Origin of the sequence: Mesorhizobium sp. M1365, assembly GCF_040317865.1 — a bacterium.
Taxonomy (GTDB): Bacteria; Pseudomonadota; Alphaproteobacteria; order Rhizobiales; family Rhizobiaceae; genus Mesorhizobium.
The window spans coordinates 1-14,375 of the sequence record NZ_JAMYLG010000055.1; the positions used below are offsets into that span (position 1 = coordinate 1).

Here is a 14,375-nt window from a genome sequence, read left to right on the forward strand (position 1 = left end):
TCATCGACTCAATCTCCTCTTACGACGAAGATTGAATCAGTGCTTCAGGACTGCTGCAACCCGGACTTTTTCAACACTATCGACCCATTTCTGCCGTTCGGATATCGGCCTCATCATCTCCAAGGCGGACATTCACCCATTATTCGACTAAAAATCTCGTTCCGATCAAAGCCGCCCTACTTCGTTGCAGCGGCTGCGGCTTCCCCCGGCGGCATAATCCGCATCATGAACGTCGACACCGCTTCCCCGGGTTTGAACGGGCCGGGAACCTGGTGGCTGACCGGCTTCACACTTTGGAGGAATGCCGCGATCGCCATGGCGTCATCCGCGGTGAGATGCGCAAAATCGCGCCAAGGCATGATCGGCGCCAGGATGCGGCCGTCCGGCCGTTCGCCGGTCTGGATCGCGGTGACGATCTGCTCCGGGGTCCAGCTTCCGATACCGGTCTCCCTGTCAGGCGTGATATTACGGGCGACAAAGACACCAAGACCAGGAATCTCGAAGCCCACATCTGAACCGCCAAGGAAGCGCGACATGTCGGGCTTCCCGAAGAAGTAACCGGATGTGTGACAGTCGCTGCAGCCGGCAATCGTAACCAGATATTCGCCGCGCGCGATCTGTGTGTCATCGGCCATGGCCGCGTAAGATGGCAGGGCAACAATCGACGCTGTCAAGAATGCAAGATGAACTGGTGTCCGAAACATTGCTTCCTCCCTGTGATCTGTTCGTGTTTGTCCGTCGACCTCCCGCGCCGTCAACCGGTCGCAATTCCCCGATTTTAACCACGTCGAGGACGCTGAATTCTAGCATGGCCAGCACGTAGTAACCATCAGCGATCAATTGGATGGTCGGCACTTGTCGCGCCCCGTTGAGCGCAGCTGTGACGGAGCTTGCTCAGCCGACGCACACGCCTTCTTTTGGCGCGATCGAGCCACGCACGTTGATGGATCGACTTCGTCGCCTGAAATGCCTTGACGGTCGGACCGGGTCGAACTCGGTCGTTCAGAGTGATTGGGTTTGATCCTGAAACGTCAGCCGCAGGCGACCGGATTCTTCAGCCGCCACACCGCATCATGCGCCGCCTCGGCCGGCCGCGCGCGCCTGTCAACCTGAGCAGTCCCACCTGTCAGCCGCATCAGTGCACCCACCGCGAACCACGCGGAACCGTCAAATCCCCATAGCGCCGGAACCACGCCCTCCATCCCGCGGGTTCTTTCCCTGGAGGCTTTCGGACGCCGGCCCTCGCGCCAAGCCAACACCTGTTGGCCGGCATCCGTAACCCTAAACAATAGCCGACATTTGCCGCACGCCTTCAGCTTTGACATCGGCGCTATCTTCAATTGCTGCCGGGGTGGCGGTGTAACCGTCAACGTGAGTCATCATGGCCTCCCTGATGTTGATAGGACGGTAACGTATTGCACGTGCCGCTGGCCTCTTGGGGTGCTCACGCGCTGAAGCTCGCGCTGCGAGCTTTCGACACGCTGTTCTCGGCTCGCGCGAGCCCCAACCCGAACCACAACGTCCACAGGGCCATTACAAAAGACGACGCAACCCAGACGAGGCTGCCCAGCCCGATGCCGAACCACATGCCCAGCGGCCATCCGACGAAGGCACCAAGCCCGGCCACGACTCCGACCAGTGACGCCCAGGTCGGCGTTACCTGTTGCCGGCTCAGCGTCTCATTGCCGGCGATCACGGCAACCGCCAGGCAGAGGAACATGAAGCCGTTGGCCTTGCCCTCGGCGAAGGCCCACCAGACCGCGAATCGCGCCATGTCGTTGGCGGCGACGGCATCGGCGACGGTGGTGGCCTCGGCCACGGCGGTTGTCATCGTCCAGAGCGCGCCGACGGCCACCACCGCCCAGGCGGATAGGGTCCACCAGCGTTCGGTCAGTCGAGAGCCGGCGGTCAGCACGATCAGGCTCGCGACGACGAACAGCGAAAGTGCTGCCGCGGCGGCCCAATGCACGACCACCCACAGGGTGACGCCACTGGCGATGGCCTGCATTTGCTGGGCGAGGTCGGGATTAATCGGCCCGTGACCGATCAGGACGAAACCCAAGAGTACAGAAGCGATCGCAAGCCAGGCGCCCGCGACCCGCATTCCGGTATCGGCATGCGACATCGCTACTTCCCTTCATTGTGGCCGGATGTTCGCAGCGCGATCACTGCGTCCGTCTCGCGATCTGTGGGCGAGCTGCGCCGTGGCGCCGCGCATCCATGGCCGATCGATTTCGAGTGCAAGCTAGCGCGGAAGGGAGGGCGGCGCTTCGGGCGAACCACCCAATGGGCGCCGATAACGGCATGGGTGATTCGACCCATGCCAGACCTGCTCAAACCAGGCGGTGCTCGTAGGCCCAGGCGGTGGCGGCAGCGCGCGTGGGGACGTCAAGCTTGTTGAAAATATTGCTGACGTGCCTGTCCACTGTCTTCCCGCTCAAATCCAGTTCGTTGGCGATTTGCTTGTTGGTTTTGCCGGCAGCGACCAGGCGGAGAACTTGCAGTTCACGGGCAGAGAGGCCGCGGGCTCCGTCTGATCGCATGCCAAGCAGGATATCGACACGAGAAAGGTCCGGCATCGCACCGAGCTGCCGAAACACTGTCCGGGCTGCCTGCAACTCCAGTTCCGCACCATCGTTGTCACCGAGGGCGCGGCAAGCCTGGCCTATCATGACGCCTACGCGCGCTGCTTCGTATGGCGCTTCGACTTGCTGCCACCCCTCGAGTGCCTGGCGCAGCCAAGTCAATGCAGCCTGCGCTTCGCCTTCTGCCAGTTCCACCGCTCCCCGCGCGTGAGCGGCAAGGGCGCGCAGCGGTTCGGTTCCGTAGCTTTCTCCAACGTCCGCCAGTTCGTGGCAGGCACGCCGTGCTTCCTCGATGTCATCAGCCGCCAGCATGATCTCGACGTGAGCAGGCAGCAGCCGAATGCGTTTCAGTTGGTCGGTCGTCGCGCCCATGACGCGCCGGATTGCGGCCGCAGCCGCATCGATGTGCCTTTCGGCCAACCGCAACAGGGCAAGGCCCGGCTGCGGTTCGAAGCCATGTTGGCTTGCACTCCGATATGCCTGCTCGGCCACGTCAAAGTCTCCGCGAAGGCGGTATACTTCCGCCAGCTGGTACCATGCTCCAGCCGTATCTCTCCGATTGTTCGACTGCGTCAAACGCTCCACGGCCTGCTGCGCTTCGTCGATCGCGTCCTGCCATGCGCCGCTGAGCCGCTTGATCTCGGCGCGATGCATCAGGCAGGTGCCGCTGAAACTGACCAGCTGGGGCTGTTCGGCGCACCATCGCCCCAGGGCGGAGGTCCATTCGCGTGCGCGGCCCAGAGCATGGACTTGCTGACACGCTTCGATCACGCTGCAGTAGATCAAGCCGGTAAGCAGCGGCGACAATTCGCCGGCCGTGACCGAAACCATCGCCTCGTCCAGGAGCGCGAAACCTTCCGCGGTTCGCCGCTGGCGCAACAGAACACGGCCCTGCAAGTGCCGTGCACAGGCCACCAGATCCACGTCCGCAAAGCGCTCGCCAATCTCGACTGCGCCGCTCGCCGCAGCGTAGGCCGCTTCAAGGTTGCCCGAAGCAAGCTGCTGTTCGACATGGGGCAGCATCAGGTAACCCTGTTCGGCACAATCATGTGGCTCGCGTTCGAGCAGCCGATGCGCCCGTCCAAACCAGCCGGCCGCCTGAGCCATCTCCCCACGAAAGACAAGGCGCAGGCCAAGCCAGAAGGCGCAGCGGGCGGCCCGATGGCACTCGCCCGCGTCCAGATATGCATGATGGGTTCGCTCCAGGGCCCGCAGGTACTCCTCGTCGCGCCCGGTCAAATAGGCCGACATCGCCAGCCGTTCGAGATCGTCCACTGCGAGCGGAGCCGCTTCGCCGGCACGCGAGAAGAACCGATAGGCGTCGTCCCACGCCCTTTCCTCGTAAGCCTCACGACCGAGCACGAGCTGGTCCGCCTCCTGCAAGGAGCCGCTGTTGAATTGCTGTCGGTCTGACCTGCCCATCCGCATTGGTTCCTAGCCATCAATGGCTGCTTTGGAGCCAAGGTGCAGTATAACATGCTCGAACGCGAATGACCGGAATGCACTTAAAGCGCTCTGAATGGGGAACGTCCCGGACGACTGAAACGGGTCGAACTCGGTCGTTCAGAATGATTGGGTTTGATCCTGAAACGTCAGCCGGCCGTGGCCGGCGTCTTCAGCAGAACGTCGCCAGAGGCTCAGTGCGGATCTCGACCCACTGGCAGCGCCGGCTCTCATGATAGAAGGACAAGAAGGGCGATGGGAACGCAGGGTCCGCGAAGGCACCCACCGGGATGGCGGTCAGACCGGGCTGGGTGTCGATCCGGTAGTGGACGGTGGTGCCGCAATCCGGGCAGAAGCTGTAGATGACGCGGCCACCCTCCTCGCCGGTGCGCGAGAATTCCGCTGCCCGCCCCTCGATCGATACGTCATTCTCGGCAAACCGCGCATTGAAGCTGAATGCACTGCCGGTGCGCCGCTTGCAGGCCAGGCAATGGCAGACGGAGACGCGCACCGGCTCGCCCGAACAAATGGCCGATAGCTGACCGCAGGAACATTCGGCGCGACGCGTGACCATGGCTACTAGACTCCTGAAATGACCTCACTGCGCATCCGCGTGGGTGCTCAATTCGGCCCGCTTCTCATCCGAGACGACGGCGAGATCGAGGACCTTCTGCAATTCGGCAGCATGCCGGAACGACGGTTCGGCCTGGACGCCGCTGCGCACCGCATCGACGAAGCGCTGGTAGTTGGTCTGCACCGTTCCGGCGTCCAGAACTTGCCATTTGGCGTTCTCGACATCCTCGCCGATGCAGGCTTTCAGCTCCGAGCCGGTCAGATTGTGCACGACTTCGATGCCACCCTTGTCGCCGTAGATGCGCAGTCGGAGCTCGTTGAGATGGCCCGTCGCCCAGCGGCTGGCATGGACGACGCCGAAAGCGCCATTGCTGAAATCGAGCGCCATGGTGAAACTGTCATTGGCGTCGAGCTCGTACTCCCCGATCCGGTTGCCAGGCGCCTTGTCGAAGGACCGCAGGCGGCAGAACACATGGTCGATGTCGAGCGCCGCGCCATAGCTGGCGAAATCGAGGATGTGGATGCCGACGTCGCCCAGCACGCCATTGGAGCCGTGGCCGCGCGACAGCCGCCACAGCCATTTCGGATCGGTGCGCCAGTCGCCCCAGAACTTGGATATCAGCCAGCTCTGCAGATAGGACGCCTCGACATGCCTGACCGTGCCGATCTCGCCGGCCAGCACCATGGCGCGCGCTCTCTGCAGCGGCGCGACGTTGCGATAGGTCAGGTTGACCATGTTGATGATGCCGGCCCGCTCGGCCGCATCGGCCATTTCACTGGCCCTCTGGTAATTTTCGGCGAGCGGCTTTTCGCACAGCACCGGCTTGCCCGCCGCGATCAGCATCATGGTGGTCGGATGGTGGATGCGATCGGGCGTCACGTTCGCCACCGCGTCGAACTTGCCCCATGCCAGCGCCTCGTCCAGCGACGCGAAGCGGTTGGGGATACCGTAGATGTCCGAAAACTTGTCGACACGCGTGCGGTCGAGATCGACGGCGCCGATCAGTTCGACGCCCTCGATCTTGCCGAACTGCCTGGCATGCTCCTCCGCCATCCAGCCGGTGCCGAGTATCAACAGACGCATGATTCTTATCCTTAGGACAGGGCTTTATCTTCTTGTTCGATCATGGATTTGTCGTCTAGCGGAAGCCGGCTTCGCCGGCGGAATGAAGCTTTCCGCCGCGCTCGACGATCGGCTCGAGCGCCTTTTCCACCGGCACGTTCGGCGCATCGAGGATGGCTGGATTGGAGCCTTGGGGGTTGTGCGCCCATCTCACCGCATTGCGCAGCACCTTGTGGACGTTGGCGTCGTGATAGGTCGGATAGGTCTCGTGGCCGGGCCTGAAATAGAAGATGTTACCGGCGCCGCGGCGATAGGTCAGCCCCGACCGGAACACTTCGCCGCCCTGGAACCAGGAGATGAACACGGTCTCGAGCGGCTCCGGCACGGCGAACTGCTCGCCATACATCTCCTCGTTCTCGAGCTCGAAATACTCGCCGATCCCGGCAGCGATCGGGTGGTTGGGGCTGGTCACCCAGAGCCGTTCGCGCTCGCCCGCCTCGCGCCATTTCAGCGTGCAGGGAGTGCCCATCAGCTTCTTGAATACCTTCGAGAAATGGCCGGAATGGAGAACGATCAGCCCCATGCCTTCCCAGACGCGGCGCGCCACGCGCTCGACCACTTCGTCGGCGACGGCGCCATGGTCCTTGTGTCCCCACCACAGCAAGACGTCGGTCTCGGCCAGACGGTCGGCCGGCAGCCCATGCTCCGGCTGCTCCAGCGTTGCCCAGGACACTGATATTTCCGGGTCGAGCTTCAGTGCATTGGCGATCGTCGCATGCATGCCCTCAGGATAGATGCCCGCGACCACTTCGTTGGTCCGCTCATGAATATTCTCGCCCCAGACGACAGCGCGTGTTGTCATGATGTCCTCGTGATTGTTTGAAGCCGGAGCCGCCCCACCGGCCACTCATACTGTCCCTGGACGGGATTGAAAACCTTCGAGATTGGCCAAACCTCCCCAGCTTCGTCATCCCAGGGCGGAGCAGGCGCGAAGCGGCGTCGCGAAGACCCTGGGATGACGAAGCCATGAAGGGCTGCCGCGAGCGACCTAAGCCCCTCGCCCCTCTTGGGCGACGCGTGTCAGCGGCTTCGACAGGCGCGGCACCACGACGAGGCGCTTGATCTTGCCCTTCTTGTAGGCGGCGAGGAAGCGGGCATAGTCCTTGAAGACGACGCAGCCATTCGATTCGGCGCGGCCGCCGCGCAGCATGTAGGTGTGGGCGAGCAGGCCGTCACGGCCATATTTGTTGCTGCCGCTGGCCGGCGTCAGACGGATCGCCTCGACACCGTGGAAGCGCGATTCGCGCATCGTCAGATTGTAGGTATCCGGCGGCGTCGGGCCGACATTCTTCTTGTGGACGTAGCGTGGCTGGTCGACCATCGCGCCCAGTCCCGAATGTGCCTCCAGCCGCGAGCCGTCGGGCATATAGACGGTCTTGGCCGAGATGTCGTAGACGGCGACGCCGGTACCCATGTTGGGCGTGGTGAACAGGTTCCTGAAGGCTCCGCCGAGTCCGCCGGAAGGCATGTCGGGCTTGGCATAGGCCAGCATGTCGCCGCCCTGCGTCTTCGAACGTTTGCCCGGCTTGCCCGACACACCCGGCACTGCCGCTTGTGACGAATTGCGAGGCGACAGGCTGCCGGGTTGCGTCTCGACCGGCGGACCGTCGGCCGTCTGCACCTTGCTCGCCTTGGCGGTCCTGGAGGCCTGCGCCTTGGGCGGCTCCGTTTTCGATGCCTGATCCTTTTGCGCCTGATCTTTTCGCGCCTGGTCTTTTGGCGCCTGATCTCTTGACGCTTGAGCCCGCGGCGCCTCGGCCAGCTTATCGATGTCCGCCCGCGGACGCAGCGTCGGCAGCGGAATGCTGTCGGGCATGTCGTCTTGCGGCGGCAGCGAGGCCAGTTGGACCTCAGGTTCTTGCGGCTCTTGCGAAGCCGCGGGCTCGCTTGCCGCGACGGCTGCCGGGAGCACGTCGATCATCTGCTCCGGCAATGTATTCGCCAGCGCCAGCGCAAGGCGCGACGAGCGTTCGATCTCCGCCACCGCGGGCCCGAAGCGCACTGACGCCGGGCCGTTCGGGTCGGGTATGCGTACCGGCTCGGCGAACCGGGCGTCGGCCGGCAGGCTGGCGAGCATGACGAGAGAGCCGGCTGAGGCACGGGCAAAGGCGGCGGCAAGCTTTTGCGGCGACAGCGCGGCCTTGGCGACCACGTCGTCGAAGCTCGATTGCCGCGACGCATCAGCGACAAGCGGCACGGTGTTGCGCTTGAGGCGGGCCGATTTTCCCTGGTGGACGAAGTTCGACGCCGACCGCAGGCAGTTGGCATCGCATCCGTGCTGCAGCAGCTTGGCCGACAGCGCCGCGTTTGCTGCGGCCCATGTCGGGGCCTGCGCCTTTGGAAGGCTGCGGCGAGGATCGGCGAGCGCGATGGTGCGCGGCGCGAGCAGGCTTTGCGGGAGACCGTTGGAAGCGGCGCTGAGCGAGGTTCCCACTGAATAAAGGCCGGCCAAGGTCGCTACCGACCATAAAGCAATGGCTGCGCCGACGGCCGGAACCGCGACCCAGCGCAGGCCGGGCCTCATCGAAGTCAATCCAGTTGCAGGACTGTCACCCCGGGTTTTCGCACTTACAAACGCCATTCAACCACTCTCAATCGGCCGATGCCGGCTAGCGGATTTCGCAGCCGTGACATTCACAGTTCGCCTGGTGCCCCCAGCACGCTTTGCGTCTGTTGCCGATTGATTCAAAAGATGGACAAAGTTGGTTAACCAATCCCTCTACCGACCGCCGATTGGGCGACGGTCACACCGAAAAACGCCCTCCAAAACCTGCATAGGTGGCAAAACTGCCCTCCAATGATGACTTTGCTGCCCGTTTTTGTCGGCCGAGTCAAGAAAGCGAAATGACTAGACCTTGCTGGGCGGAGTCGGCCATGGCTGCCAAAGTGAAGCCGGGCCGACCGGAATCGCGCGGCCGGCAGCCGCCGCCATCAAGCCCCGGCGATCGGTCAAACCGGCGATTATCGACCTGGCACTTGTCGACCTGCCACTCGGGCGAATGAACGTTAACCTCTGAGAATTCGGGATAGCGGCAAGATGTTTGCCGCACAGCAGCTGAATGTCGCGAAGTGCCGGAGCGGGATATCCAACACCTAGGCCACAGCCACCACTATGTGAGCCTGGATTTTGGCAGCAACCTCGCCGCTGCCATGCCTGTCAGCAATCGCGGCTGCGGCGTAGTCGGTTGCAGCGTCCAGTTTTCCCGCCTCTCTGGTCTCGATTTCATTGCGAAGGAGAGTGCCCTGGCAATAAGCAACGGCCGGAACGCGCGGCGAGGAGGCACGGCTTTGTTTGGCCCTCGTCTCGATCACCACACCGGAAAAACCTGCGTCCTCCAGCTCGCTACGGATCAGTGCCGTATCGTGGTAGCCATGCGGCGTGCGTGCCAGAAAGCGCGGCGGATCGTTCGGAAAAATCCTCGCCAGGGCATTCGTCACATCGTCCGCAAATACATTCTCTTCGATGCGATCCCATACGCTGAATAGAAAATGTCCTCCGGGCTTCAGGACTCGCCGGGCTTCGCGATAGGCAGATGAGCGGTTGGGAAAGAACATCGCACCGAACTGACAACAAACGAGATCGAAGGCCGCATTTTCGAACGGTAGCGCCAGAGCATCAGCCTGACGCCAATTGATGCGATCGTCGGGAGCTTGCCGCGAAGCGGCGTAGTCGAGCATCGGCTGGTTGAGGTCGGTTACGACATAGCTTGCACCAGGCGACAGTTTTGGCGCCAATGCGCGGGTGACAACCCCGGTGCCCGCGGCGGTTTCCAAAACGGCGCTTGGCGACAATGACGCTGCTCGTCGCGCAAGATCTGCGGCGAACGGCTCGAAAATCAACGGCACCATATAGCGGTCGTAGTTTTCCGGAATTGAGCCAGCGAATACCTTGTCCGTTTCCAACATTGCTATCCCCCGTCGCCCGTTTGATGGCTCGCCAGCATAGCATGGAATTGTTTGCTGTTCGGTCGCATTCGACCGGGAGGCGGTTCGCTTCCGTAAGCTCCGAAACGCCGTGCTGCAATTATCTGCATGTGTGCTAATGTATTGTAGTCATGCGCATTGGTGCGTGGCCAAACATTAAATGGGAGGACGCGATGAAAACCATGAATCGCAGGTCCGCGATTGCTCTCGGCGTGACGGCGGCAGCGGTAACGCCTTTGTTCACGCTGGCGGCGGCGGCAAAGGTGAAGAAATACGGCCCGAAGGAAGGCAAGGAGATTGCACCCGGCGTCAGATTGGTCGAGGTCGGCACGGGCAATTCCGATATCCCCGCCTACAAGAGCATCTCAATTGTCGATATAGTCTTTCAGCCCGGAGCAGCCGCCCCTCAAATGGTGATGGACAACGACATGGTCTGCACCATTGCTGCCGGTGAATTCACGATCAAGAAGGCGGACAAGGAATTCAAGCTCAAGGAAGGTGACGTATATACCTGCTCCAAGGGCAAGACCGACGCGGCAGCCAACACCAGCAAGGTGGTCGGCATCCACCGCATCGCCGTCTTGATACCTGCCTAGCGCATACCGACGAAACCGGCCCGCGTCCTCTTCGGAGACGCGGGCCTTTTGATGACGTGCGTGGCCTTGAGCGGTTCATCGCTTCACCGCTTCGACCCGGTCGACTTCGTCCAAGTGTGGTGAGGCTCATGCTGTTCGTGGTTTTTCCTCCCGATTTTTACTTATGAGCGGTTCTCCCTCCGACCGCTTTGAAAGGGTGATATTATATTAGAGATCGCGCAAGTTTCTGGCTGACTGCTGCATTGGCGGATTGGCAATGCGGCAGCGCGCTGAGCGTTTTGGAGTTCACGAAACGGCCCGGTGCTCTTCCCGAGCTGCCTCCCAGACCTCGCGCGCCGCATCTGCATTCAGTGCCGCGATTCCCAGGCCGACGATCAGATCCGGCCACGCCGAGCGCCACAGGAAGGCCGTCACCAATCCGGCCAGTATGATCGCAATATTGGCGACCGCATCGTTGCGGGCCGAGAGGAATGCCGCCCTGGTAAGACTGCCGCTGTGATGGCGGTAGCGCGCCAGCATGTAGGCGCATGACAGATTGACCGCCAGAGCGCCCAATCCCGCCAGCGTCAGCGCCGTTGGCTGCGGCGGCACCGGCATGTTCAACTTTTCCCACGCGGTCCACAGCGTCGCCAGGCCCGGCACCAGCAGGATAAGCGCCAGCGCCATGCCGACCCGCGAGCGGGCACGCAGCGACCATCCCATGGCGAGCAGTATGAGGAGATTGACCGAGGCATCTTCCAGAAAATCGACGCTGTCGGCGAACAGCGACACCGAGCCGATCGCCAGCGCGACAGCGAATTCAATGCCGAAATAACCCAGGTTCAGCAGTGCGACGACAAGCACCACCCGGCGAAGGCCGTCCGACGCAATGGCTTGCTGCATGGTCTGTCCTAACACGATGCCGTTGTCGCTCTTACCAGCTGCTCTTCCAACGCAACAGCCGCATGGCATTGGCCGTCACCAACACCGTCGCCCCGGTGTCCGCGAGAATGGCGGGCCAGAGGCCGGTGATGCCGGCGATCGTCGTCACCAGGAACACTGCCTTCAGGCCCAACGCAATGGTGACGTTCTGCTTGATGTTGGCCATGGTTGCTTGGGACAGCCTGATCATGGCCGCAACGTCGCCGACGCGTCCATGCAGCACCGCTGCGTCAGCCGTTTCAAGAGCCACATCGGTGCCGCCGCCCATGGCAATGCCGACATCGGCCGCGGCAAGTGCCGGCGCATCGTTGATGCCGTCGCCGACCTTGGCTACCCTAAGCCCCTGCCCCTTCAACTCGCCGAGGATGCGCTGCTTGTCCTCAGGGAGCAGTTCGGCGCGCACCTCGATGCCGAGCTGTTTGCCGATGGCAGCCGCCGTGCGCTTATTGTCGCCGGTTAGCATGACTGTCCTGATGCCTGCATTGGTCAGCGCCTTTAGACCGGCGAAAGCATCCGGCCGGGGTTCGTCGCGCATGGCAATGAAGCCGGCCAGCGCGTTGTCTACAAGCAGCACCGCCACTGACTTGCCTTCATCGTTCAATGCCACGATGCGTGCCGCCTGGTCTGCTGGCAGCAGGTTTATCTCGCCCGCCGCGACTGGCGAGCCCAGAAACAGGTTCTTGCCGCCGACACGACCGATAACCCCTTTACCGCCGATCGCTTTGGCTTCGGCGGCAGGCGGCACGGGAATGTTGCCGGCTTTGGCCCTTTGGAGGATGGCCAAAGCGAGGGGATGGCTCGAGCCGATCTCAAGCGCTGCCGCGAGCGAAAGGATGTCGCGTTCACTGGCACCCACCGCAACGACATCGGTGACCTGTGGCTTGCCGAGCGTCAGCGTGCCGGTCTTGTCGAGCGCCACGGCGTTGATGGTCGCGAGCCCTTCCAGCACCGCCCCACCTTTCATCAGCAGGCCGCGCCGGGCTCCGGCCGAAAGCGACGCCGCGATCGCCGCCGGAACTGAAATGACCAGCGCGCACGGGCAGCCGATGAGCAGCAGCGCCAGCCCCTTGTATATCCATTCGTTCCAATCGCCGCCCAAGAGCAGCGGCGGTGTGGCGGCCACAAGCGCCGCGACGGCGACAACGCCGGGCATGTACCAGCGCGAAAAGCGATCGATGAAGCGCTCGGTCGGCGCCTTGTTTTCCTGCGCCTCCTCGACCAGCTTGATCACGCGTGCAATCGTGTTGTCTGCGGCGGTCGCCGTCACCTTGACGCGCAGCACGCCGTCGCCGTTGATAGTGCCGGCAAAGACCGTGTCGCCGACGTCCTTGCGCACCGGCACGCTTTCACCGGAGACGGGTGATTCATCGATGGCGCTCCCGCCTTGGGTGATCTCGCCGTCAGCCGGAATCCGGTCGCCCGGCCGCACGAGGATGATGGCGCCCACAGCCAGGCTTTCTGCCGGCACCTCGCGGGTCTGGCCGCCTTTCTCGACGAACGCGGTTTTGGGAACGAGGACCGTGAGCGCTTGAATACTGGACCGTGCCTTGCCGGCCGCAACCCCTTCGAGCAACTCGCCGATCAGGAACAAGAAGACCACCGTCGCCGCTTCCTCGCCGGCACCGATGATGACGGCCCCGGCCGCCGCCACAGTCATCAGCATTCCGATTGTGAACGGAATGCCTGCGGCTGCGGCCATGGCCGCTCGGCGCGCGATCGGCGCCAGGCCGAGCAGCATTGCGGCGATGAAGGCCCACGGGCCGGTCGCGGGCCAGGCGTAATCAATCGCGAAAGCCACGGCCAAGGCGACTCCGCTGGCGATGGCCAGGCGGCCCTTGGCGCTGTCCCACCATAGCACCGACGCCGGCGCATCATCGTTATCATGTAACCCCGCTACGGTCTCGTCGTGATTGCGTCTTCCGTCGGCATGGTTGTCGGCGGATTGATCAGACACCGGCGTCCCAGACTTGGAGGTCAGCGGAGCGACGGCGTAGCCGAGGCCGGTGACCTTCCTCTCGATCGCGCCGAGATTGCTTTCGGGAGTATGAGTGACCGTCAGAGTGCCCGCCGAAACGGATACGTTGATGTCCTGAACACCAGGCATCCGCCGCACGGCCGTATCGATTTTGCTGGCGCAACCGGCGCAATCGATGCCCTCCACGCGGTAGCGGGTCTGTTGTTTGGTCGCAGCCATGGTGAACCTCTTGTATCTTCGACCGCGACGCTACATCCTCTAGCGACTAGAGGAGCAAGCGAAATGTCAACAGGTATGACCATCGGTGAAGCGGCCCGACACAGCGGCGTGAAGGTTCCAACCATTCGCTACTATGAGCAGATCGAGTTGCTTCCTGCCGCTGCCCGCAGCGAAGCCAATCGCCGGCAGTATGAAGCGGCAGACTTGCGCCGGCTCGCCTTCATCAGGCACGCGCGCGAGTTGGGGTTCGGGATCGAAGCCATCAGGGCGCTGCTGACGCTGCAGGATAATCCCAGCCAGCCTTGTGCGACTGCCGACGCCATTGCCCAGGCGCGTCTGGCCGACGTGGTTCAGCGGATACGCAGCCTTACAGCGTTGAAAGCCGAGCTGGAGCATATGGTCGAAGGCTGCCGGCACGGAAAAGTCTGCGAATGCCGTGTCATCGAGGTGCTGGCGGATCACGATAAATGCGAGCATGCCCGGCACTGATTGGCTCCCCTTGGTCGCTATGTCACAGCATTGGCACTTGCAAAAACCGTACTTTGCGGTCAGCCTGAGCAGATGTTGGCTCGGCTGTCGCCAAAACATATGCTTGTCACGCTGCTCGCGGTCTTCCTGACCGTGGGGCTCAGCCTGTCCGGTGCACAGGCCAGCATCATGTCGGCAACGATGACGGCCGGCATGGCTGCCGGCGATGGCATGAGCATGCCCGCGGGGCCCGGCATGGACAAGATGGCCGATGCCGCCATGAAGGGTGACTGCAAGGGATGCCTCAAGGGTGCCGGCGATGACGGCAAGGGGATATACTGCCCGCCGACCTGCATTGCCCCGGCGCTTGCGTTGCTGCCGCAGAAGCTCGAGATGACGGCAACCCCGCTGCCGTCGCAAATATCGCCGCTGCCGGTGCCGTTCCTGCACGGACGAAGTTCCCTGCCCGACCCATACCCTCCCAGACCCAGCGCTCTCGTCTGACGCCGTTTCAGCCGTCCCACGGCTGATGTCCGGCGTCCGGTCGC

At 62.8% G+C, this 14,375-nt stretch carries 14 protein-coding genes; 3 read left to right on the forward strand and 11 right to left on the reverse strand.

Annotated features, from left to right (window positions below; all coding sequences use genetic code 11):
* Positions 1 to 176: 176 nt before the first annotated feature.
* The 9 genes from NKH04_RS30275 to NKH04_RS30315 all read right to left on the reverse strand — a co-directional run bounded on the left by NKH04_RS30275 (position 177) and on the right by NKH04_RS30315 (position 9,630).
* Positions 177 to 704, reverse strand: a complete 528-nt coding sequence (locus NKH04_RS30275) for a c-type cytochrome (RefSeq protein WP_502893757.1) — start codon at positions 702 to 704, stop codon at positions 177 to 179.
* Positions 705 to 1,031: 327 nt separating this feature from the next.
* The gene (locus NKH04_RS30280) at positions 1,032 to 1,202 is read right to left on the reverse strand and encodes a hypothetical protein (RefSeq protein ID WP_352501300.1); all 171 of its coding nucleotides are present in this window, start codon (positions 1,200 to 1,202) and stop codon (positions 1,032 to 1,034) included.
* Between the two features lie 242 nt (positions 1,203 to 1,444).
* Positions 1,445 to 2,125, reverse strand: a complete 681-nt coding sequence (locus NKH04_RS30285; protein ID WP_352501301.1) for a hypothetical protein — start codon at positions 2,123 to 2,125, stop codon at positions 1,445 to 1,447.
* Positions 2,126 to 2,333: 208 nt separating this feature from the next.
* On the reverse strand, positions 2,334 to 4,007 hold the full coding sequence (locus NKH04_RS30290; protein ID WP_352969775.1) for a LuxR C-terminal-related transcriptional regulator: 1,674 nt from the start codon (positions 4,005 to 4,007) through the stop codon (positions 2,334 to 2,336).
* Positions 4,008 to 4,200: 193 nt separating this feature from the next.
* The gene (locus NKH04_RS30295) at positions 4,201 to 4,602 is read right to left on the reverse strand and encodes a GFA family protein (RefSeq protein ID WP_352473786.1); all 402 of its coding nucleotides are present in this window, start codon (positions 4,600 to 4,602) and stop codon (positions 4,201 to 4,203) included.
* Between the two features lie 24 nt (positions 4,603 to 4,626).
* The gene (locus tag NKH04_RS30300) at positions 4,627 to 5,685 is read right to left on the reverse strand and encodes a Gfo/Idh/MocA family protein (RefSeq protein ID WP_352920328.1); all 1,059 of its coding nucleotides are present in this window, start codon (positions 5,683 to 5,685) and stop codon (positions 4,627 to 4,629) included.
* A 55-nt stretch (positions 5,686 to 5,740) separates the two neighbouring features.
* Positions 5,741 to 6,526, reverse strand: coding sequence for a ThuA domain-containing protein (locus tag NKH04_RS30305; protein WP_353045432.1), 786 nt, complete (start codon positions 6,524 to 6,526; stop codon positions 5,741 to 5,743).
* Positions 6,527 to 6,712: 186 nt separating this feature from the next.
* Positions 6,713 to 8,248 carry a DUF2778 domain-containing protein gene (locus NKH04_RS30310; protein ID WP_352920331.1) on the reverse strand — a complete coding sequence of 512 codons (1,536 nt, stop codon included), beginning with the start codon at positions 8,246 to 8,248 and terminating at the stop codon, positions 6,713 to 6,715.
* Positions 8,249 to 8,817: 569 nt separating this feature from the next.
* A complete protein-coding gene (locus tag NKH04_RS30315; RefSeq protein ID WP_352920334.1) occupies positions 8,818 to 9,630 on the reverse strand; it encodes a class I SAM-dependent methyltransferase in 813 nt (270 codons plus the stop codon).
* A 191-nt stretch (positions 9,631 to 9,821) separates the two neighbouring features.
* Between NKH04_RS30315 and NKH04_RS30320 the strand changes: the two genes are divergently transcribed.
* On the forward strand, positions 9,822 to 10,244 hold the full coding sequence (locus NKH04_RS30320; protein ID WP_352817350.1) for a hypothetical protein: 423 nt from the start codon (positions 9,822 to 9,824) through the stop codon (positions 10,242 to 10,244).
* Positions 10,245 to 10,529: 285 nt separating this feature from the next.
* Here the strand turns inward: NKH04_RS30320 and NKH04_RS30325 are convergent, their stop codons facing one another.
* Entirely contained in the window at positions 10,530 to 11,126 is a 597-nt protein-coding gene (locus tag NKH04_RS30325) for a cation efflux transmembrane domain-containing protein (protein WP_352920336.1), read from the reverse strand.
* A gap of 31 nt (positions 11,127 to 11,157) precedes the next feature.
* A complete protein-coding gene (locus NKH04_RS30330; RefSeq protein ID WP_352920339.1) occupies positions 11,158 to 13,359 on the reverse strand; it encodes a heavy metal translocating P-type ATPase in 2,202 nt (733 codons plus the stop codon).
* A 63-nt stretch (positions 13,360 to 13,422) separates the two neighbouring features.
* On the opposite strand from NKH04_RS30330, the gene NKH04_RS30335 reads away from it, so the two are divergent.
* Both NKH04_RS30335 and NKH04_RS30340 read left to right on the forward strand, forming a co-directional pair.
* The gene (locus NKH04_RS30335) at positions 13,423 to 13,848 is read left to right on the forward strand and encodes a MerR family transcriptional regulator (RefSeq protein WP_352473273.1); all 426 of its coding nucleotides are present in this window, start codon (positions 13,423 to 13,425) and stop codon (positions 13,846 to 13,848) included.
* 99 nt (positions 13,849 to 13,947) lie between these two features.
* Positions 13,948 to 14,331 carry a hypothetical protein gene (locus NKH04_RS30340; protein ID WP_352542785.1) on the forward strand — a complete coding sequence of 128 codons (384 nt, stop codon included), beginning with the start codon at positions 13,948 to 13,950 and terminating at the stop codon, positions 14,329 to 14,331.
* Positions 14,332 to 14,375 lie beyond the last annotated feature (44 nt).

Excerpts from the sequence above, each read along its gene's own strand:
- NKH04_RS30340 (WP_352542785.1), top strand. The coding sequence starts at position 13,948 with ATGCTTGTCACGCTGCTCGCGGTCTTCCTGACCGTGGGGCTCAGCCTG.
- NKH04_RS30275 (WP_502893757.1), bottom strand. The coding sequence starts at position 704 with ATGTTTCGGACACCAGTTCATCTTGCATTCTTGACAGCGTCGATTGTT.
- NKH04_RS30300 (WP_352920328.1), bottom strand. The coding sequence starts at position 5,685 with ATGCGTCTGTTGATACTCGGCACCGGCTGGATGGCGGAGGAGCATGCC.
- NKH04_RS30305 (WP_353045432.1), bottom strand. The coding sequence starts at position 6,526 with ATGACAACACGCGCTGTCGTCTGGGGCGAGAATATTCATGAGCGGACC.
- NKH04_RS30335 (WP_352473273.1), top strand. The coding sequence starts at position 13,423 with ATGTCAACAGGTATGACCATCGGTGAAGCGGCCCGACACAGCGGCGTG.
- NKH04_RS30290 (WP_352969775.1), bottom strand. The coding sequence starts at position 4,007 with ATGGGCAGGTCAGACCGACAGCAATTCAACAGCGGCTCCTTGCAGGAG.
- NKH04_RS30320 (WP_352817350.1), top strand. The coding sequence starts at position 9,822 with ATGAAAACCATGAATCGCAGGTCCGCGATTGCTCTCGGCGTGACGGCG.
- NKH04_RS30330 (WP_352920339.1), bottom strand. The coding sequence starts at position 13,359 with ATGGCTGCGACCAAACAACAGACCCGCTACCGCGTGGAGGGCATCGAT.
- NKH04_RS30325 (WP_352920336.1), bottom strand. The coding sequence starts at position 11,126 with ATGCAGCAAGCCATTGCGTCGGACGGCCTTCGCCGGGTGGTGCTTGTC.
- NKH04_RS30310 (WP_352920331.1), bottom strand. The coding sequence starts at position 8,248 with ATGAGGCCCGGCCTGCGCTGGGTCGCGGTTCCGGCCGTCGGCGCAGCC.
- NKH04_RS30295 (WP_352473786.1), bottom strand. The coding sequence starts at position 4,602 with ATGGTCACGCGTCGCGCCGAATGTTCCTGCGGTCAGCTATCGGCCATT.
- NKH04_RS30285 (WP_352501301.1), bottom strand. The coding sequence starts at position 2,125 with ATGTCGCATGCCGATACCGGAATGCGGGTCGCGGGCGCCTGGCTTGCG.
- NKH04_RS30315 (WP_352920334.1), bottom strand. The coding sequence starts at position 9,630 with ATGTTGGAAACGGACAAGGTATTCGCTGGCTCAATTCCGGAAAACTAC.
- NKH04_RS30280 (WP_352501300.1), bottom strand. The coding sequence starts at position 1,202 with ATGGAGGGCGTGGTTCCGGCGCTATGGGGATTTGACGGTTCCGCGTGG.